The following is an 18,033-nucleotide window of genomic DNA, read 5'->3' on the forward strand; positions in this document are numbered from 1 at the left end:
CATGTCACTGCTTGCACTGACCGATACCCAGATCAGCACCTGGGTGGCGACGTTCATGTTGCCGCTGTTTCGCGTCGGCGCCTTGCTGATGGTCATGCCGGTGTTTGGCACGACCTTGCTGCCCCGGCGCATCCGCCTGTATTTCGCGTTGGCTATCACTGTGGTCATCGCGCCGGGCCTGCCACCGATGCCCCCGGTCAATCCCCTGGACCTTAGCGGGTTGCTGCTGATCGCCGAGCAGATTCTCATCGGTGCGGTGATGGGTTTTTCCTTGCAGCTGTTCTTCCAGGCCTTTGTGGTGGCCGGGCAAATCGTCGCCATCCAGATGGGCATGGGCTTCGCCTCCATGATCGACCCGGCCAACGGCGTATCGACGGCGGTGATCGGGCAGTTCTTCACCATGCTGGTGACGCTGTTGTTCCTGTCCATGAACGGTCATCTGGTGGTGTTCGAGATCCTTACCGAGAGTTTCACCACGTTGCCGGTGGGGGGCGGCCTGATGGTTATCCACTGCTGGGAACTGGCCGGCAAGCTCGGCTGGGTGCTCGGTGCGGCGCTGTTGCTGGTACTGCCGGCGATCACCGCGTTGCTGGTGGTCAACATCGCGTTTGGCGTCATGACCCGGGCGGCGCCGCAACTCAATATTTTCTCTGTCGGCTTCCCGCTGATCCTGGTGCTTGGGCTGTTTATCGTCTGGGTCGGGCTGGCGGACATTCTCAACCAGTATCAACCGCTGGCCTCCGAGGCCTTGCAGTTGTTACGCGAAATGGCACGGGCGAGCTGAGTCATGGCCGAGAGCGAAAGCGGTCAGGATAAAACAGAAGACCCCACGGAGAAGCGCAAGCAGGACTCCCGTGAAAAGGGTGAGATTGCGCGGTCCAAGGAGCTCAACACCCTGGCGATCATGCTGGTCGGTGCCTCGGCGCTGCTGATTTTTGGCGGCGCCATGGCGCAGGACATGATGGAGCTGATGCGCATCAACTTCTCGCTGCCGCGGGAGGTGATTCTGGATCAGCGCTCCATGGCCACCTACCTGATGCGCTCGGGGCAGATTGCCCTGTGGTCGATCCAGCCAGTGATGATCACGTTGGTGCTGGCCGCCATCATCGGTCCGATTTCCTTGGGTGGCTGGCTGTTCGCGGCAAGTTCCATGGCGCCCAAATTCAGCCGCTTGAACCCCGGTCCCGGCCTCAAGCGCATGTTCTCGACCAAGTCGCTGGTCGAACTGCTCAAGGCTCTGGCCAAGTTCATCATCATCCTGTTCGTGGCGCTGGCGGTGCTGTCGTCGGACATCGACGACCTGCTGCGCATCGCCCATGAGCCCTTGGACATGGCCATTATTCACAGCCTGCAAGTCGTGGGCTGGAGCACCCTGTGGATGGCGTGCGGGCTGATTCTGATCGCGGCGGTGGATGTGCCGGTGCAGCTTTGGGAAAGCCACAAGAAGCTGCTGATGACCAAGCAGGAAGTGCGCGATGAACACAAGGACCAGGAAGGGCGACCGGAGGTCAAACAACGGATCCGTCAGTTGCAGCGCGAAATGTCCCAGCGACGGATGATGGCCGCCATTCCCGAGGCCGACGTGGTCATCACCAACCCGACCCACTACGCCGTGGCCCTCAAGTACGACCCCGAAAAGGGTAATGCGCCGGTATTGCTGGCCAAGGGGAGCGACTTCCTGGCCCTGAAGATCCGTGAGATCGCTGCGGCCAACGAGATTCTGTTGCTGGAGTCTCCGGCGCTGGCGCGGTCGATCTACTACTCCACGGAACTGGAGCAGGAGATTCCCGGCGGTCTCTACCTGGCGGTCGCGCAGGTGCTGGCTTACGTTTATCAGATTCGACAGTACCGGGCGGGCAAGGGCAAGCGGCCTGATCCGCTTAAGGATGATTTGCCGATTCCGCCGGATTTGCGGCGGGATGCGTGACTGCAATTTCGAGATGTAGCTGTCCTTCTCATATTTGTTGGTTTAATGCTTGCCTGCGAATAAACATTGGGTTATTTACTAACTCTTCAATAATGGAGTGGGGGAAGTGGGGGGTGCTTATTTGCATGTGCGCTCTTTCGATATCTATCTTCAAAGGTTTTGGGAGAACGGCGCGTCCATGCCGGTGGAGTTCCTTGTTTCCAATGATGGTTTTTATACTCAGTGCTTTCAGGGTTGCAGGTTGATAAGAATTCGCAATAGGGATGGGGCTCTCGCGCGTGCTAAATGCTGAACTCTCTATTCTGTTAGCGGCATCAGACATCTTAGTGGGTACAGGGGCATAGGTTTTCTCGAGTCTCCCTGAAAATCTCGTCGACTGATTAATATTTTCGAGATCAACTTTGGGTGATTGAGTGCTACCGAGCTTTCTAGCAAATTTAATGCTATTCATGTCTTGAACTTTGCTTGCTATGGTCTGGAATTTTAGATTGGGAAGTACGGGCGTGTGTCCTGTATTGTCAGTGTGGTTAATGGGATCCCCCTTGCAATATGCATAGGGGTTTAACCCGCCTTCGCCAAATGGGCTAACACTATCCGGGCTGATAAATCGCATCAAAACTGGATTAAACGCCCGATACCCATTCCCTAATATGTAATGTCCAGTTACTGGATCCTGACGTTCGCCGTTAAACCCCAATAAACTGGTCAATCCACTTTCGGCAGTGCGGTGACCATAAGGGGAATAGGCGATAGGTTGTCGTTGATTGTTTGTCTTGAGCGAATTCAACACCGAGCGTTGCAAGTCGGTGGCCAATAATGAGGTTTCACGTGCATCTCCCTGGCTTTTTTGTTGCGCCAGCAATAGGTCTTCGTGTTGAGCGATGCTGTAGCCGACGGCTCCTTGTATTTCAGTGGTCAGGCGGTTTTTGCAATAAAAGCTCTGGTGGATAGGGGTGTCCGGCTCAAATTGGCTGATCAGGCGATCCAGAGGGTCATAGCTGTAGCGGCAACGCAGGATGGGTTGTGTGGATTCCATAGGGGCTGCTCCAGATTCTCAAAGGGAGGGCGATTGAGTATCGGTCGATCAGTCGCAGGTGGGTGCTAGCAGAACTGATAGGTTCGGCAGTCTGCGCGACTTATGGCTAACCATGAACACTGAAAATACCGTGGGAGCGAGCCTGCTCGCGAAAGCGGAGGGTCGGTCAACATGGATATTTGCTGTGCTGACGCCATCGCGAGCAGGCTCGCTCCCACAGGGATCCGTGTCAGTCACAGAGGCCCGTGCCATGCGCTCAATTCCTTTCCCGGCAAAAAGTTGGAAAGCTTCTTGCAGTAGCCGCTCTGCGCTCGCTTCAGGCGTCAAAAGTTTGCTTTAAAGGAACGGGGAAAACCGGTGGATCGCTCTCAGTTATTCAACACTGCTCGCACAAACGTTGCCGATTTGAGTCGCGGCAATCTGGGCGTGCCGCTGTTGCTGCTGGTCATGCTGGCGATGATGATGTTGCCGGTGCCGCCGTTCCTGCTGGACGTGTTCTTCACCTTCAACATTGCCCTGTCCATCGTCGTGCTGCTGGTGTGCGTCTACGCCCTGCGCCCGCTGGATTTTGCGGTGTTTCCGACCATTCTGCTGGTGGCAACGTTACTTCGCCTGGCGTTGAACGTGGCCTCCACGCGGGTGGTGATGCTCCACGGTCAGGACGGTCATGCCGCCGCCGGCAAGGTGATCCAGGCCTTCGGCGAGGTGGTGATCGGCGGTAACTACGTGGTCGGTATCGTGGTCTTTGCGATTTTGATGATCATCAACTTCGTCGTGGTGACCAAGGGCGCGGGGCGGATTTCCGAGGTGAGCGCGCGTTTCACCCTCGATGCGATGCCCGGCAAGCAAATGGCGATCGACGCCGACCTCAACGCCGGCCTGATCGATCAGGCCCAGGCCAAGGCCCGTCGTTCGGAAGTGGCCCAGGAAGCCGAGTTCTACGGTTCCATGGACGGTGCCAGCAAATTCGTCCGCGGTGACGCCATCGCCGGTCTGTTGATCCTGTTCATCAACCTGATCGGCGGCATGGCGGTCGGTATCTTCCAGCACGGCATGACCTTCGGCGACGCCGGCAAGGTGTATGCGCTGCTGACCATCGGTGACGGTTTGGTGGCGCAATTGCCATCACTGTTGTTATCGACAGCAGCGGCAATCATGGTGACCCGTGCGTCCGGTTCGGAAGACATGGGCAAGCAAATCAATCGCCAGATGTTCGCTTCGCCCAAGGCGCTGGCGGTGGCAGCCGGTTTGATGGCGGTCATGGGCCTGGTGCCCGGCATGCCGCACTTCTCGTTCCTGAGCATGGCGGCCCTGGCGGCCGGTGGCGCTTACCTGTTCTGGAAAAAGCAGAACGTCGCCAAGGCTCACGCCCTGCAAGAGGTCAAGCGCCAGCAGGAGTTGCTGCCGTCGCCGGCCCGCGCACAGGAAACCAAGGAGCTTGGCTGGGATGACGTGACACCGATCGACATGATCGGCCTGGAGGTGGGTTATCGCCTGATTCCGCTGGTGGACCGCAACCAGGGCGGCCAGTTGCTGGCGCGAATCAAGGGCGTGCGCAAGAAGCTGTCCCAGGATCTGGGCTTCCTGATGCCCACGGTGCATATCCGCGACAACCTCGACCTGGCGCCGAGTGCCTATCGCCTGACCCTCATGGGAGTGATCCTGGCCGAAGCGGAGATTTACCCGGATCGCGAGCTGGCGATCAACCCGGGGCAGGTCTACGGCACGCTCAACGGCATTACCGCCAAAGATCCGGCTTTCGGCCTGGAGGCGGTCTGGATCGAAATCAGCCAGCGCGCCCAGGCGCAATCCCTCGGTTATACGGTGGTCGATGCCAGTACAGTAGTGGCTACTCACTTGAACCAGATACTCTACAAGCATTCCAGTGAGCTGATCGGTCACGAAGAAGTGCAGCAACTCATGCAATTGCTGGCCAAAAGCTCGCCGAAACTGGCCGAGGAGCTGGTGCCGGGCGTGGTTTCGCTGTCGCAGTTGCTCAAGGTGTTGCAAGCGCTGTTGGCCGAACAGGTGCCTGTTCGCGATATCCGCAGTATTGCCGAGGCGATCGCCAACAATGCCGCCAAGAGTCAAGATACCGCCGCGCTGGTGGCTGCCGTGCGGGTTGGCGTATCCCGCGCAATCGTCCAAAGCATTGTAGGTACTGAGTCGGAGCTGCCAGTTATCACGCTGGAGCCAAGGTTGGAACAGATATTGCTCAATAGTCTGCAAAAGGCAGGACAAGGCTCGGAAGAGGGCGTTCTGCTGGAGCCAAGCATGGCTGAGAAGCTGCAACGTTCGTTGATCGACGCGGCGCAGCGTCAGGAGATGCAAGGTCAGCCGGTGATTCTGCTGGTGGCCGGTCCGGTTCGCGCGATGCTCTCGCGATTTGGCCGGCTCGCAGTCCCGGGTTTGCATGTGTTGGCTTACCAGGAAATCCCTGACAACAAGCAAGTGACCATCGTTGCGACAGTAGGGCCCAACGGCTGAGGTAGTGGTTTATGCAAGTTAAGCGTTTTTTCGCCGCCGATATGCGTCAGGCCATGAAGCTGGTTCGCGATGAGCTGGGCGCTGATGCCGCCATCATTGGCAACCGCCGGATCGCCGGGGGGGTCGAACTGACAGCTGCGCTGGATTACAAGTTGTCGGCGCTGGCGCCGCGGGTTCCGAACATGGAACTCGAAGACGAATTGCGCAAGACTCAGTCGCGGATCGTCACCGCCCAGGCCGAATTGAGCCTGCGTGGCGATGGCGAGAGCGACAATGCAACCAATCGCCAACTGTTCGCCGGATTGCCGTTGACTGCCGCCGAGCCGCTGATCGAGCCGACCTACGCCGAACCCCGTCGTCCCGCGCCGGCCGCTGCGCCAGCGTCCGGTGGCGTGGACCCGCGCGCGTTCGACTCGATGCGTTTCGAGCTCAACAGCCTGCGCGAACTCATGGAAGTACAACTCGGCTCCCTGGCCTGGAATCAGCTGCAAGGCAGCCGTCCGGACCAGGCCAACCTCTGGCGTCGCCTGCAACGTATCGGCCTGTCTGGCCCGCTGTCGCGCGACCTGCTGGCAATGATCACCGAAATCGAAGAGCCTCGTCAGGCCTGGCGCATGTTGCTGGCGCACCTGGCGCGCATGATCGTTACTCCGGAAGTCGAGCCGCTGGAAGAGGGCGGAGTGATCGCTATGGTCGGCCCTGCCGGCATGGGCAAGACCACCACCCTGGCCAAGCTGGCCGCCCGTTACGTGCTCAAGTACGGCGCGCAGAACATTGCGTTGGTGAGCATGGACAGCTTCCGCATCGGCGCCCAGGAACAGCTCAAGACCCTGGGGCGCATTCTCAATGTGTCGGTGACCCACGTCGATCCCGGCCAGTCCCTGGTGCAGGCCCTGGAGCCGTTGCTGCGCAAACGCGTGGTGCTGATCGATACCGCGGGCCTGCAGGCCAGCGATCCGGCGCTGCGCATGCAGCTCGAAAGCCTGGCCGGTCGCGGCATCAAATCAAAAAATTATCTGGTCCTGGCAACCACCAGCCAGAAACAGGTTCTAACGGCCGCGTATCACAGTTACAAGCGCTGCGGGCTCTCCGGCTGCATTCTGACTAAACTGGATGAAACGGCTAGTCTGGGTGAGGTGTTGAGCCTTGCCATCAGCCATGAACTGCCGGTGGCTTACCTGACCGATGGCCCGCGGATCCCGGATGATTTGCATCTGCCGCGCCGTCATCAATTGGTCAGCCGCGCCGTGAGCGTGCAAATGCAGGAAGAACCCAGCGAAGAAGCCATGGCTGACATGTTCGCTGACATCTACCACAGCCCGACCAAGCAGGTTGGCTGAGGTAATAATGAACAGTTTTTGTACCTACATCGATGGTCTGCCATGCATTGTTCCGTTTGTGAACGCGCAGCCAGTAATGTGGCCTCCGTCTATGCAAGACAAGGTAAAGAAATAACATGGGCAGCATGCATCCCGTACAGGTGATCGCGGTGACCGGCGGCAAAGGTGGCGTCGGGAAAACTAATGTGTCAGTGAACTTGTCCCTGGCTTTGGCCGAACTTGGCCGGCGCGTCATGCTGTTGGACGCCGACCTGGGACTGGCGAACGTCGACGTTCTGCTGGGCCTGACACCCAAACGTACCCTGGCCGACGTGATCGAGGGCCGCTGCGAACTGCGCGATGTATTGCTGCAGGGACCCGGCGGCATCCGTATCGTTCCGGCCGCATCCGGCACTCAGAGCATGGTGCATCTGAGCCCCGCGCAACACGCCGGCCTGATCCAGGCCTTCAGTGATATCGGCGATAACCTCGACGTACTGGTGATCGACACCGCTGCGGGCATTGGTGACTCGGTAGTCAGTTTCGTCCGCGCAGCCCAGGAAGTGCTGCTGGTGGTGTGCGACGAGCCGACCTCGATCACCGATGCCTACGCCTTGATCAAGTTGCTCAATCGCGACTACGGCATGAACCGCTTCCGCGTCCTGGCCAACATGGCCCAGAGCCCGCAGGAAGGACGCAACCTGTTCGCCAAGTTGACCAAGGTCACGGATCGCTTCCTCGACGTCGCCCTGCAATACGTCGGTGCGGTGCCTTACGACGAAAGCGTGCGCAAGGCCGTGCAGAAGCAGCGCGCCGTCTACGAGGCCTTTCCGCGTTCCAAGTGCTCGCTGGCATTCAAGGCCATCGCGCAGAAGGTTGATACCTGGCCGCTGCCTGCCAACCCGCGCGGGCACCTGGAGTTTTTCGTCGAGCGCCTCGTGCAGCAGACAGCAGGACCTGTTCTATGACAGCCAGCGGCTACAACCTCTACAAGAAATCGGCACGTGATGCGCAGTACGAGCTGATCGAGCGTTACGCGCCGCTGGTTAAACGCATTGCCTACCACTTGCTGGCGCGTTTACCGGCCAGTGTCCAGGTCGAAGACCTGATCCAGGCCGGGATGATTGGCCTGCTTGAAGTGTCGACCAAATATGACGCCGGCAAAGGCGCCAGTTTCGAGACGTACGCGGGCATACGAATCCGCGGCGCCATGCTCGATGAAGTGCGCAAGGGGGACTGGGCGCCACGTTCGGTCCACCGCAATACGCGCATGGTCAGCGATGCCATTCGCTCGATTGAAGCTAAAACCGGCCGTGACGCTAAAGATCACGAAGTTGCGGCCGAACTCCAATTGAGTCTCGACGATTACTACGGGATTTTGAACGACACCCTGGGCAGCCGGCTGTTCAGTTTCGACGACCTGTTGCAGGACGGCGAACACGAAGGGCTGCACGAGGATGGCGCGAGTGCTCATGTCGAGCCGTCACGCGACCTGGAGGATGAACGCTTCCAGGCTGCGCTGGCGGATGCGATTGCCAATTTGCCGGAGCGTGAGCGACTGGTGTTGGCGCTGTACTACGACGAAGAGTTGAATCTCAAGGAAATCGGTGAGGTCCTGGGGGTCAGCGAATCTCGGGTCAGCCAGTTACACAGCCAGTGCGCGGCCCGTTTGCGGGGGCGTTTGGGGGAGTGGCGAGCGCGCTGAAGGCAGTGTGGGGGACACTGCGAACGAGGCTGGTGTGGTGTTGAACTGCGCCGGTCGCGATCTGTTGTGCTCCAGACAGTCATTGAGTGCTTTGCCGGATTGATTGAAATGGCGTGTCCAGGTGCTGGGCGCGTTTAAGACTGCTTGGAGGTCGAATTGGACAAGAACATGAAAATCCTCATCGTTGATGACTTCTCAACGATGCGGCGGATCATCAAGAACCTGCTGCGTGACCTTGGGTTCACCAACACCGTCGAGGCCGATGATGGCACTACCGCCATCCCGGTGCTCAACAGCGGAAGCATCGACTTTCTGGTAACGGACTGGAACATGCCTGGCATGACCGGTATCGATCTGCTGCGCCACGTGCGTGCCGATGAAAAGCTCAAGCACCTGCCGGTGCTGATGGTGACCGCTGAAGCCAAGCGCGAGCAGATCATCGAAGCGGCCCAGGCCGGCGTTAACGGCTATGTGGTCAAGCCCTTCACGGCCCAGGCGTTGAAAGAAAAAATCGAGAAGATTTTCGAACGCATCGGTTGATGAGTGCGCCACGGGGGAGCTATGGGCAATAACGAAACTTCATTGGGCGATTTTGAATCGACCCTGAAAAAACACGCCGTCGAATTGGTCGAGAGCCTTGAAAAAGGCAAGTTCGGCGACGCGGTGCAATTGATCCATGAGCTCAACCAGACCCGTGACCGCGGCCTGTATCAGGAAGTAGGCAAGCTCACCCGCGAACTGCATAGCGCGATCGTCAATTTCCAGATTGACCCGCACATGCCGCAGGCCGAAGAAGTGTCGCAGATCACCGACGCCACCGCGCGCCTGGGGTATGTGGTCAAGCTGACCGAGGCTGCGGCCAACCGCACCATGGATCTGGTGGAAAGTGCCACGCCGCTGGTCAATGGCCTGGCCGATGAGGCCAAGGTGTTGAGCGCGGACTGGGGGCGCTTCATGCGTCGCGAAGTCGGCGCCGAAGAGTTTCGTGAACTGGCCCGGCGGGTCGACGGGTTCCTGACGCGCAGCGGCACGGACAATCGCGCGGTGTCGGGCAACCTGAACGACATCCTGCTCGCCCAGGATTACCAGGACCTCACAGGCCAGGTGATCAAGCGTGTGACCCAGTTGGTCACCGAAGTTGAAAGCAACCTGCTCAAGCTCGTGCTGATGGCCAGTCAGGTGGACCGATTTGCGGGCATCGAACATGACCGTGAAGCGATGCTTGCTGAAAAAGATCCACAAAAACATCTCTCTCAGGGTGAAGGTCCGCAGATTCATGCCGATAAAAGAGAAGACGTTGTGTCCGGTCAGGACGATGTGGACGATTTGCTATCCAGCCTAGGGTTTTAGAATTTTAGGCATTTTAGGTTTTTAGACCTTTAGGAGCACCCCCTTAATGAGCTTCGGCGCCGATGAAGAGATCCTTCAGGATTTCCTGGTTGAGGCCGGCGAGATTCTAGAGCAACTGTCCGAGCAACTGGTCGAGCTGGAAAGCCGCCCGGATGATGCGGATTTGCTCAATGCAATTTTTCGCGGTTTTCACACTGTAAAAGGGGGCGCCGGCTTCCTCCAGCTCAACGAGCTGGTGGAGTGCTGCCACATCGCCGAGAACGTGTTCGACATCCTGCGCAAGGGTGAGCGTCGCGTCGACTCGGAACTGATGGACGTGGTTCTCGAAGCGCTGGACGCGGTGAACAGCATGTTCAGCGAAGTCCGCGAACGCAGCCCGATCACGGCCGCGACACCGGAACTGCTCGCGGCACTGGCCCGTCTGGCCGAGCCGCAATCGGCTGACGAGGCGGCTGCCGCACCTGTCGTCGCCGTGGTCGAAGCGCCTGTGGCTGAAAGCGAGTCGGGCGATATCACCGACAATGAATTCGAACAACTGCTGGACTCGCTGAACGCCGTCAAGGCCCAGGCCGAGGCCCCGGCGGCTGTTCCAGCGCCTGCCGGCAATGCCGCTGGCAGCGACGAAATCACCGATGCCGAGTTCGAGTCGTTGCTCGATCAACTGCACGGTAAAGGCCAGTTCGCCGTTGACGCGGTGGTCCAGGCACCGGCTGCGCCAGAAGCCCCGAAAGCGGCTGGCGACAGTTCCGATATTACTGACGACGAATTCGAAGCACTGCTCGACCAGCTGCACGGCAAGGGTAATTTTGCTGTCGAGGCGCTGGAGTCGGCCATTGCTTCTGTGCCTGCACCCGCGGCACCAAGCGCGGTGGCGGCCGGCAGCGATCTGATTTCCGATCACGAGTTCGAAGCGCTGCTCGACGAATTGCACGGCAAAGGCAAGTTCACTGAAGTGGGCGCGACGGTTGGAAAGGCAACCGGCGCCAACGCCTCGGTGGCGGCACCTGCCGCGAAGGCAGCCGCGCCGAAACCGGTGGCCAGGGCCCCCGAGCCAAAAGCCGAAGCGCCGGCCCCGGCAACTGCTGCACCGGCATCGTCCCGTGCCCCGGCCGCGCCACCGGCGGAAAAGCCGGCGAGCGAAGCCGAGACCACCGTACGTGTCGATACCGCGCGTCTGGACGAGATCATGAACATGGTCGGCGAGTTGGTGCTGGTGCGTAACCGCCTGGTCCGCCTGGGCCTCAACAGCGGCGACGAAGCCATGTCCAAGGCCGTGTCGAACCTCGACGTGGTCACCGCCGACTTGCAAACCGCGGTCATGAAGACCCGGATGCAACCGATCAAGAAAGTCTTCGGGCGCTTCCCGCGCCTGGTTCGCGACCTGGCCCGCCAGCTCAAGAAAGAGATCAACCTGGAGCTGGTCGGCGAAGAAACCGACCTCGACAAGAACCTCGTCGAGGCCCTGGCCGACCCGCTGGTCCACTTGGTGCGCAACGCGGTTGACCACGGCATCGAGTCACCGGAAGAGCGTGAAGCCTCGGGCAAGGCCCGGGGTGGCAAGGTGATCCTGGCGGCGGAGCAGGAAGGCGACCACATCCTGCTGTCGATCTCCGACGACGGCAAGGGCATGGACCCGAACGTGCTGCGTTCCATCGCGGTAAAACGCGGTGTTATGGACAAGGATGCCGCCGATCGCCTGAGCGACACCGAATGCTACAACCTGATCTTCGCCCCGGGTTTCTCGACCAAGACCGAGATTTCCGACGTATCGGGTCGTGGCGTGGGCATGGACGTGGTGAAAACCAAGATTTCCCAGCTCAACGGCTCGATCAACATCTACTCGGCCAAGGGCCAGGGTTCGAAGATCGTCATCAAGGTGCCGCTGACCCTGGCGATCATGCCGACGTTGATGGTCATGCTCGGTAACCAGGCGTTCGCGTTCCCGCTGGTGAACGTCAACGAGATCTTCCACCTCGACCTGTCGACCACCAACGTCGTGGACGGCCAGGAAGTGGTGATCGTGCGGGATAAGGCGCTGCCATTGTTCTATCTCAAACGCTGGCTGGTCAGCTCCGCCGCTCACGAAGAGCAGCGCGAGGGCCATGTGGTGATCCTTTCGGTGGGCACGCAGCGGATCGGCTTTGTCGTCGATCAACTGGTGGGCCAGGAAGAAGTGGTCATCAAGCCATTGGGCAAAATGCTCCAGGGAACCCCGGGCATGTCCGGCGCCACCATCACCGGTGACGGCCGCATCGCGCTGATTCTCGATGTTCCGAGCATGCTCAAGCGTTACGCCACACGGCGTATTTGATTCTGGTGGAGCGAGGCGCCTGGCCTCGCTCCATCTAATGGAGTGTTTATGGCAGTCAAAGTCCTGGTGGTGGACGATTCGGGGTTTTTCCGCCGCCGCGTCTCGGAAATTCTTTCAGCGGATTCCAATATCCAGGTCGTCGGCACGGCGACCAACGGCAAAGAGGCGATCGATCAGGCGCTGGCCCTCAAGCCGGATGTGATCACCATGGACTACGAGATGCCGATGATGGACGGCATCACCGCCGTGCGGCACATCATGCAACGCTGCCCGACCCCGGTCCTGATGTTCTCCTCGCTGACCCACGAAGGCGCCCGGGTCACCCTCGATGCGCTGGATGCCGGCGCGGTGGACTTCCTGCCGAAGAATTTCGAAGACATCTCGCGCAACCCCGAGAAGGTCAAACAACTGTTGTGCGAGAAGATCCTGAGCATCTCGCGCAGCAATCGTCGCGTCAGCACTTACAGCGCTCCGGCCCCTGTGGCCGCACCTGCTCCAACAGCTGCGCCTTCGAGCGTCGGCGGTTACGGCAGCAGCGCGCCCGCGCGTCCGGCACCGATCCCTGCGCGTACGCATGCGGCCACTGCGTCGTCGCCCGCGCCGAAACGCAAAGCCTTCAAACTGGTGGCCATCGGTACGTCCACCGGCGGCCCGGTCGCCCTGCAGCGAGTGTTGACTCAATTGCCGGCCAACTTCCCGGCCCCGATCGTGCTGGTTCAACACATGCCGGCGGCCTTCACCAAGGCCTTCGCCGAGCGCCTGGACAAGCTCTGCCGCATCAGCGTCAAGGAGGCCGAGGATGGCGATATCCTGCGTCCGGGCCTGGCGCTACTGGCACCGGGTGGCAAACAGATGATGATCGACGGCCGCGGCGCGGTGAAAATCCTCCCGGGCGACGAACGTCTCAACTACAAGCCGTGCGTGGACATCACCTTCGGTTCGGCAGCCAAGACCTACGGTGACAAAGTTCTGGCGGTAGTCCTGACCGGCATGGGCGCCGACGGCCGCGAAGGCGCGCGCCTGCTCAAGCAGGGCGGCAGTTCGATCTGGGCCCAGGACGAAGCCAGTTGCGTGATCTACGGCATGCCGATGGCCATCGTCAAAGCCGAGCTCGCCGACGCGGTGTACAGCCTGGACGACATTGGCAAGCACTTGGTCGAGGCCTGTATCTGATGGATGTTCTAAGCCTGATTGGCATCATCATGGCCTTTGTCGCGATCATCGGCGGCAACTACCTTGAAGGCGGTCACCTCGGCGCCCTGGCCAACGGCCCGGCAGCGCTGATCGTGCTCGGCGGCACCATTGGCGCCGCGCTACTGCAATCGCCGATGAGTGCCTTCAAGCGCGCCATGCAGATCCTCGCCTGGATATTGTTCCCGCCCCGTGTCGATCTGGCCGGTGGCATTGACCGCGTGGTGAACTGGAGCCTGACCGCCCGCAAGGAAGGCCTGCTGGGCCTTGAAGGCATCGCCGACGCCGAGCCCGACAACTACGCACGCAAAGGCCTGCAACTGCTGGTTGACGGCGCCGAGCCGGAAGCGATCCGCAGCATTCTGGAAGTGGACTTCTACACCCAGGAAAGCCGCGACATCGAAGCGGCCAAAGTCTTCGAAAGCATGGGCGGTTACGCGCCGACCATCGGCATCATCGGCGCGGTCATGGGCCTGATTCATGTCATGGGCAACCTCGCTGATCCATCGCAACTGGGCAGCGGTATTGCCGTGGCGTTCGTCGCCACTATCTACGGTGTGGCCAGTGCCAACCTGGTGCTGCTGCCGATTGCCGCCAAACTCAAATCCATCGCGTTACGTCAGTCGCGTTATCGCGAGATGTTGCTGGAAGGGCTCCTGTCGATCGCCGAAGGTGAAAACCCTCGCTCCATTGAGTTGAAGCTTCAGGGCTTCATGGATTAAGGGAATAAGCTCATGGCCCGTCGTCGACATCAGGAAGAACACGTTAACCACGAGCGCTGGCTGGTGTCCTACGCGGACTTCATCACCTTGCTGTTCGCCTTTTTCGTGGTGATGTACTCCATCTCGTCGATCAACGAAGGCAAGTACAAGGTCATTTCCGAGGCATTGATCGGGGTCTTTACCGACTCCGACCGTTCGCTCAAGCCGATCCCCATCGGTGACGAGCGGCCGAAGACCGTGACCCCGGCCAAGCCGCTGGTCAAGGACAGTGACCAGGTCGATGCCGGCGTCTCCGGCGCCAGCGATCCGCTCAAGAGCATCGCCGACGACATCAGTGCGGCGTTCGGTGACCTGATCAGCTCCAACCAGATGACCGTGCGCGGCAACGAGTTGTGGGTTGAGATCGAGCTCAATTCCAGCCTGCTGTTCGGCAGTGGCGACGCCATGCCCAGCGACATCGCGTTCAACATCATCGACAAGGTCGCGGCGATCCTGAAGCCGTTCGACAACCCGATCCATGTCGAAGGTTTCACTGACGATCAGCCGATCCGCACCGCGCAGTACCCGACCAACTGGGAGCTGTCCTCGGCCCGCTCGGCCAGCATCGTGCGCATGCTGGCGATGCAGGGGGTGAACCCCGGTCGCCTGGCTTCGGTGGGCTACGGCGAGTTTCAGCCGGTGGCCAACAACGCCACCGCCGAAGGCCGCGCCCGCAACCGTCGCGTGGTGCTGGTGGTGTCGCGCAACCTCGATGTTCGCCGCAGCCTGACCGGCACCGGAACCGCCCATGCGCAACCGGATGCCGCTTTGAAGCGTGCTGGCACACAAACTGCACCGACCCCGGTCAAGTCGCCGGTACGAGAGAACGCCGTCAATTCTCCGTCACCCGCATTAACACGTTGAGCTATTTCTCGGTCGATCCGTTCGGCCGGGAGGAACAATCCGAATGAGAGTCTGGGCAGTCGCCAATCAAAAGGGTGGTGTCGGTAAAACCACTTCCTCCATCGCTTTAGCCGGTTTACTGGCGGAGGCGGGCAAGCGCGTGGTCGTGGTCGATCTCGACCCCCACGGCTCCATGACCAGCTACTTCGGCTACGATCCCGACGCCCTGGAGCACAGCAGCTACGATTTGTTCCTGCACAAAGGCAACGTGCCCCAAGGCCTGCCGGGTCAACTGCTGCTGTCGACCAGTGACGAGCGCATCTCCCTGCTGCCCTCCAGCACCGCACTGGCCACCCTTGAGCGCCAGTCGCCGGGGCAGAGCGGTTTGGGCCTGGTGATTGCCAAGAGCCTGGCGCAACTGTGGCAGGACTTCGATTACGCCGTGATCGACAGCCCGCCATTGCTCGGCGTGCTGATGGTCAATGCCTTGGCGGCGAGCCAGCAACTGGTGATCCCGGTGCAGACCGAGCATCTGGCGGTCAAAGGCCTTGAGCGCATGGTCAACACCCTGGCGATGATCAATCGCTCTCGCAAACAGGCGCTGCCCTTCACCATCGTGCCGACCCTGTTTGACCGCCGCACCCAGGCGTCCCTCGGAACGTTGCGCGTGCTGCGCGACAAATTCCCCGACGAAATCTGGCAAGGCTATATCCCGGTGGACACGCGCCTGCGCGATGCCAGCCGCGCCGGTCTGACGCCTTCACAATTCGACGGCAAGAGCCGTGGCGTTCTCGCTTACCGTGCGTTGCTCAAGCATTTGCTGGCGGCGCAACTTGTGCCGCAGGTGGCATGAGATGAAACCAATCCCTGTAGGAGCGAGCTTGCTCGCGATGGACGACAACGATTACGTGCGCTGTCTGGATGATCGCGTTTCCCGACAGTTTTTCGCGAGCAAGCTCGCTCCTGCAGGGGGGCAGCCATGAACCGGCCGTTTAAGACCACCTCGCGCCCGCAACTGGCGCTTCAGTCTTATCTGGACAGCTTGCTGCAGGACATCACCGAGGAATTTGCGCCACAAATCGAAGCGCCTCCCCGGGTGGTCGAGGTTGAAGCGGCGCTGGACGAATTCCAGGCGGCAGTGCTCGAAGAACAGGCCCACGATGCGCAAAAAATTGTGGTTGCTCCCGCTCCTGTGGTCACGCCGGTAGCGAAGGCTCCAGTAGCCGTGGTCGAAGCACCGGCACCCATGCTGGCGCCGGTATCGACCATCGCACCGTTGCTCCAGGCGTTGGTGCCGCAGGCCATCGAAGTGCAACCAGCACCGGAGCCAGCTGTTGTCGAAGTGCCTCAGGCACTGGTGCCGCCAGTCGTCGAAGTTCATCTGCCGCCAAGCAATACGCCGCCACCGGTGGAAACCGACGGTCGTCCGTCCTGGGCTGCCGAACCCTTCGAATGCCTGCTGTTCGATGTCGCCGGTTTGACCCTGGCGGTGCCGCTGGTGTGCCTGGGGTCGATTTACTCCCTGGCCGGCCACGAGTTGACCCCATTGTTCGGCCAGCCCGAATGGTTCCTGGGCATCCTGCCGAGCCAGGCCGGCAATCTCAAGGTGCTCGATACCGCGCGTTGGGTCATGCCCGACCGATACCGCGACGATTTCAAGCAAGGTCTGCAATACGTGATTTCGGTGCAAGGCTACGAGTGGGGGCTGGCAGTGCATCAGGTCAGCCGCTCGTTGCGCCTGAACCCGAATGAAATCAAATGGAGAAGTCACCGAGGTCAGCGGCCATGGCTCGCCGGCACGGTAATTGAACACATGTGCGCCTTGCTCGATGTCGCCTCACTGGCCGAGTTGATCGCCAGCGGCGGAGCCCGGCACATGTCCGGCGACAAGCCGGGCCACAAACCGACATCAGTCAAATAAACAAAACAGGCGACGTCACTCTGATGATGTTGCACAGAACACACACCGCCAGGGCGGTTTCTTGAGGGGTCAGGGTATGAATGACAAGGCAACGGCGGCAAAAGGTTCCGAAGATCCGATCCTGCAATGGGTCACCTTCAAGCTGGACAACGAGACCTACGGCATCAACGTGATGCGCGTCCAGGAAGTCCTGCGTTACACCGAAATCGCCCCGGTCCCGGGTGCCCCGAGCTACGTGCTGGGCATCATCAACCTGCGCGGCAACGTCGTCACCGTGATCGACACCCGCCAGCGCTTCGGCCTGATGAATGCCGAGATCAGTGACAACACCCGTATCGTCATCATCGAAGCCGACAAGCAGGTGGTCGGGATCATGGTCGACAGCGTGGCCGAAGTGGTTTACCTGCGTCAGTCGGAAATCGAAACCGCGCCGAACGTGGGTAACGAAGAGTCCGCCAAGTTCATTCAAGGCGTATGCAACAAGAACAACGAATTGCTCATCCTGGTCGAGCTCGACAAGATGATGAGCGAAGAAGAATGGTCGGAACTGGAGAGTATCTGATTGATTCTCGAGGTTGCGGTCATTGTCCTGTTCCTGTTTTGGGCAGGCACGCTGGCAATGTTCCTGGCGTACATTCGCGGTCAAAAGCAGATCGCCGCGCAACAGGCCCAGGGTGATGCGCTGCGCGATCAGCGCATCAAGGACCTGGCCAGGCGCGTCGAGGATTACCAGAACGGCAATGTGCGCATGGGCGAGGACCTGCATGAACTGCGGGCGATCGTTGCGCCCCTGCCGGACAAACTCGCCCAGCTGGAACAACGCGACCCCTCAAGCCTGTCGTTCGCCCAGGCGGCGCGACTGGTCGGGATGGGCGCCAGCGTCAACGAACTGACCCAGTCCTGCGGCTTGACCCAGGCTGAGGCGGAGTTGATGAGCAAGTTGCACAAGAACAGCTAGAAATCTGTAGGAGCGAGCTTGCTCGCGATGGACGTCAACGATGACGCGGGCTTCCTGGAGAAACGCGGCGCTCATGCCTCCATCGCGAGCAGGCTCGCTCCTACAATGGTTCTATGTCGGACACAGAACATGAGTTCACCGCAGATCACCTGTGGGAGCGAGCTTGCTCGCGATGGACGTCAACGATGACGCGGACCTCCTGAAGAAACGCGGCGCTCATGCCT

The 18,033-nt window shown here is 60.2% G+C and carries 17 protein-coding genes; 16 read left to right on the top strand and 1 reads right to left on the bottom strand.

Annotation, left to right across the window (positions count from 1 at the left end; genetic code table 11):
- The first annotated feature begins 1 nt into the window (after position 1).
- Both fliR and flhB read left to right on the top strand, forming a co-directional pair.
- Complete coding sequence (gene fliR, locus KW840_RS19745) at positions 2–784, top strand: flagellar biosynthetic protein FliR (protein ID WP_218497092.1); 783 nt, start codon at positions 2–4, stop codon at positions 782–784.
- 3 nt (positions 785–787) lie between these two features.
- The gene (gene flhB / locus KW840_RS19750; protein ID WP_218497095.1) at positions 788–1,927 is read left to right on the top strand and encodes a flagellar biosynthesis protein FlhB; all 1,140 of its coding nucleotides are present in this window, start codon (positions 788–790) and stop codon (positions 1,925–1,927) included.
- 28 nt (positions 1,928–1,955) lie between these two features.
- Here flhB and KW840_RS19755 read toward each other — a convergent pair whose 3' ends face one another.
- Positions 1,956–2,963 carry an RHS repeat-associated core domain-containing protein gene (locus KW840_RS19755; RefSeq protein ID WP_218497097.1) on the bottom strand — a complete coding sequence of 336 codons (1,008 nt, stop codon included), beginning with the start codon at positions 2,961–2,963 and terminating at the stop codon, positions 1,956–1,958.
- A gap of 357 nt (positions 2,964–3,320) precedes the next feature.
- Between KW840_RS19755 and flhA the strand changes: the two genes are divergently transcribed.
- The 14 genes from flhA (at position 3,321) to KW840_RS19825 (ending at position 17,809) form a co-directional block, all read left to right on the top strand.
- On the top strand, positions 3,321–5,450 hold the full coding sequence (gene flhA, locus KW840_RS19760; RefSeq protein WP_218497099.1) for a flagellar biosynthesis protein FlhA: 2,130 nt from the start codon (positions 3,321–3,323) through the stop codon (positions 5,448–5,450).
- 11 nt (positions 5,451–5,461) lie between these two features.
- On the top strand, positions 5,462–6,790 hold the full coding sequence (flhF, locus tag KW840_RS19765) for a flagellar biosynthesis protein FlhF (protein ID WP_057715874.1): 1,329 nt from the start codon (positions 5,462–5,464) through the stop codon (positions 6,788–6,790).
- Positions 6,791–6,906: 116 nt separating this feature from the next.
- Positions 6,907–7,737 (top strand): flagellar synthesis regulator FleN, encoded by an 831-nt coding sequence (gene fleN / locus KW840_RS19770; protein WP_008001746.1) that lies wholly within the window; start codon positions 6,907–6,909, stop codon positions 7,735–7,737.
- Entirely contained in the window at positions 7,734–8,474 is a 741-nt protein-coding gene (fliA, locus tag KW840_RS19775; protein WP_057715873.1) for an RNA polymerase sigma factor FliA, read from the top strand. The genes fleN and fliA overlap by 4 nt, the downstream gene beginning before the upstream one ends.
- Positions 8,475–8,642: 168 nt before the next feature.
- Positions 8,643–9,014 carry a chemotaxis response regulator CheY gene (locus KW840_RS19780; protein WP_003183998.1) on the top strand — a complete coding sequence of 124 codons (372 nt, stop codon included), beginning with the start codon at positions 8,643–8,645 and terminating at the stop codon, positions 9,012–9,014.
- Positions 9,015–9,035: 21 nt separating this feature from the next.
- Positions 9,036–9,824: a protein phosphatase CheZ gene (locus tag KW840_RS19785; RefSeq protein ID WP_218497102.1), complete on the top strand. Its 789-nt coding sequence runs from the start codon at positions 9,036–9,038 to the stop codon at positions 9,822–9,824.
- A gap of 46 nt (positions 9,825–9,870) precedes the next feature.
- Positions 9,871–12,135: a chemotaxis protein CheA gene (locus tag KW840_RS19790; protein ID WP_218497103.1), complete on the top strand. Its 2,265-nt coding sequence runs from the start codon at positions 9,871–9,873 to the stop codon at positions 12,133–12,135.
- Positions 12,136–12,183: 48 nt separating this feature from the next.
- Positions 12,184–13,308 carry a chemotaxis response regulator protein-glutamate methylesterase gene (locus tag KW840_RS19795; protein WP_218497105.1) on the top strand — a complete coding sequence of 375 codons (1,125 nt, stop codon included), beginning with the start codon at positions 12,184–12,186 and terminating at the stop codon, positions 13,306–13,308.
- Positions 13,308–14,048: a flagellar motor protein gene (locus KW840_RS19800; protein ID WP_057715870.1), complete on the top strand. Its 741-nt coding sequence runs from the start codon at positions 13,308–13,310 to the stop codon at positions 14,046–14,048. Before KW840_RS19795 ends, KW840_RS19800 begins: the two co-directional genes overlap by 1 nt.
- Positions 14,049–14,060: 12 nt before the next feature.
- Positions 14,061–14,951: a flagellar motor protein MotD gene (motD, locus tag KW840_RS19805; protein WP_056721611.1), complete on the top strand. Its 891-nt coding sequence runs from the start codon at positions 14,061–14,063 to the stop codon at positions 14,949–14,951.
- A 43-nt stretch (positions 14,952–14,994) separates the two neighbouring features.
- The gene (locus tag KW840_RS19810) at positions 14,995–15,783 is read left to right on the top strand and encodes a ParA family protein (protein WP_008000390.1); all 789 of its coding nucleotides are present in this window, start codon (positions 14,995–14,997) and stop codon (positions 15,781–15,783) included.
- A gap of 126 nt (positions 15,784–15,909) precedes the next feature.
- The gene (locus tag KW840_RS19815; RefSeq protein WP_218497107.1) at positions 15,910–16,851 is read left to right on the top strand and encodes a CheW domain-containing protein; all 942 of its coding nucleotides are present in this window, start codon (positions 15,910–15,912) and stop codon (positions 16,849–16,851) included.
- 76 nt (positions 16,852–16,927) lie between these two features.
- Positions 16,928–17,413, top strand: a complete 486-nt coding sequence (locus KW840_RS19820; RefSeq protein WP_007980742.1) for a chemotaxis protein CheW — start codon at positions 16,928–16,930, stop codon at positions 17,411–17,413.
- Complete coding sequence (locus KW840_RS19825) at positions 17,414–17,809, top strand: DUF2802 domain-containing protein (RefSeq protein ID WP_218497117.1); 396 nt, start codon at positions 17,414–17,416, stop codon at positions 17,807–17,809. It begins immediately after the preceding gene.
- Positions 17,810–18,033: the final 224 nt, after the last annotated feature.

This window comes from Pseudomonas sp. PDM30, assembly GCF_019218985.1.
GTDB lineage: Bacteria > Pseudomonadota > Gammaproteobacteria > Pseudomonadales > Pseudomonadaceae > Aquipseudomonas > Aquipseudomonas jessenii.

Bases quoted from the DNA above. Each gene is read 5' to 3' on its own strand.
- fliR (WP_218497092.1), top strand. From the start codon at position 2: ATGTCACTGCTTGCACTGACCGATACCCAGATCAGCACCTGGGTGGCG.
- flhB (WP_218497095.1), top strand. From the start codon at position 788: ATGGCCGAGAGCGAAAGCGGTCAGGATAAAACAGAAGACCCCACGGAG.
- KW840_RS19755 (WP_218497097.1), bottom strand. From the start codon at position 2,963: ATGGAATCCACACAACCCATCCTGCGTTGCCGCTACAGCTATGACCCT.
- flhF (WP_057715874.1), top strand. From the start codon at position 5,462: ATGCAAGTTAAGCGTTTTTTCGCCGCCGATATGCGTCAGGCCATGAAG.
- fleN (WP_008001746.1), top strand. From the start codon at position 6,907: ATGGGCAGCATGCATCCCGTACAGGTGATCGCGGTGACCGGCGGCAAA.
- fliA (WP_057715873.1), top strand. From the start codon at position 7,734: ATGACAGCCAGCGGCTACAACCTCTACAAGAAATCGGCACGTGATGCG.
- KW840_RS19780 (WP_003183998.1), top strand. From the start codon at position 8,643: ATGAAAATCCTCATCGTTGATGACTTCTCAACGATGCGGCGGATCATC.
- KW840_RS19785 (WP_218497102.1), top strand. From the start codon at position 9,036: ATGGGCAATAACGAAACTTCATTGGGCGATTTTGAATCGACCCTGAAA.
- KW840_RS19790 (WP_218497103.1), top strand. From the start codon at position 9,871: ATGAGCTTCGGCGCCGATGAAGAGATCCTTCAGGATTTCCTGGTTGAG.
- KW840_RS19795 (WP_218497105.1), top strand. From the start codon at position 12,184: ATGGCAGTCAAAGTCCTGGTGGTGGACGATTCGGGGTTTTTCCGCCGC.
- KW840_RS19800 (WP_057715870.1), top strand. From the start codon at position 13,308: ATGGATGTTCTAAGCCTGATTGGCATCATCATGGCCTTTGTCGCGATC.
- motD (WP_056721611.1), top strand. From the start codon at position 14,061: ATGGCCCGTCGTCGACATCAGGAAGAACACGTTAACCACGAGCGCTGG.
- KW840_RS19810 (WP_008000390.1), top strand. From the start codon at position 14,995: ATGAGAGTCTGGGCAGTCGCCAATCAAAAGGGTGGTGTCGGTAAAACC.
- KW840_RS19815 (WP_218497107.1), top strand. From the start codon at position 15,910: ATGAACCGGCCGTTTAAGACCACCTCGCGCCCGCAACTGGCGCTTCAG.
- KW840_RS19820 (WP_007980742.1), top strand. From the start codon at position 16,928: ATGAATGACAAGGCAACGGCGGCAAAAGGTTCCGAAGATCCGATCCTG.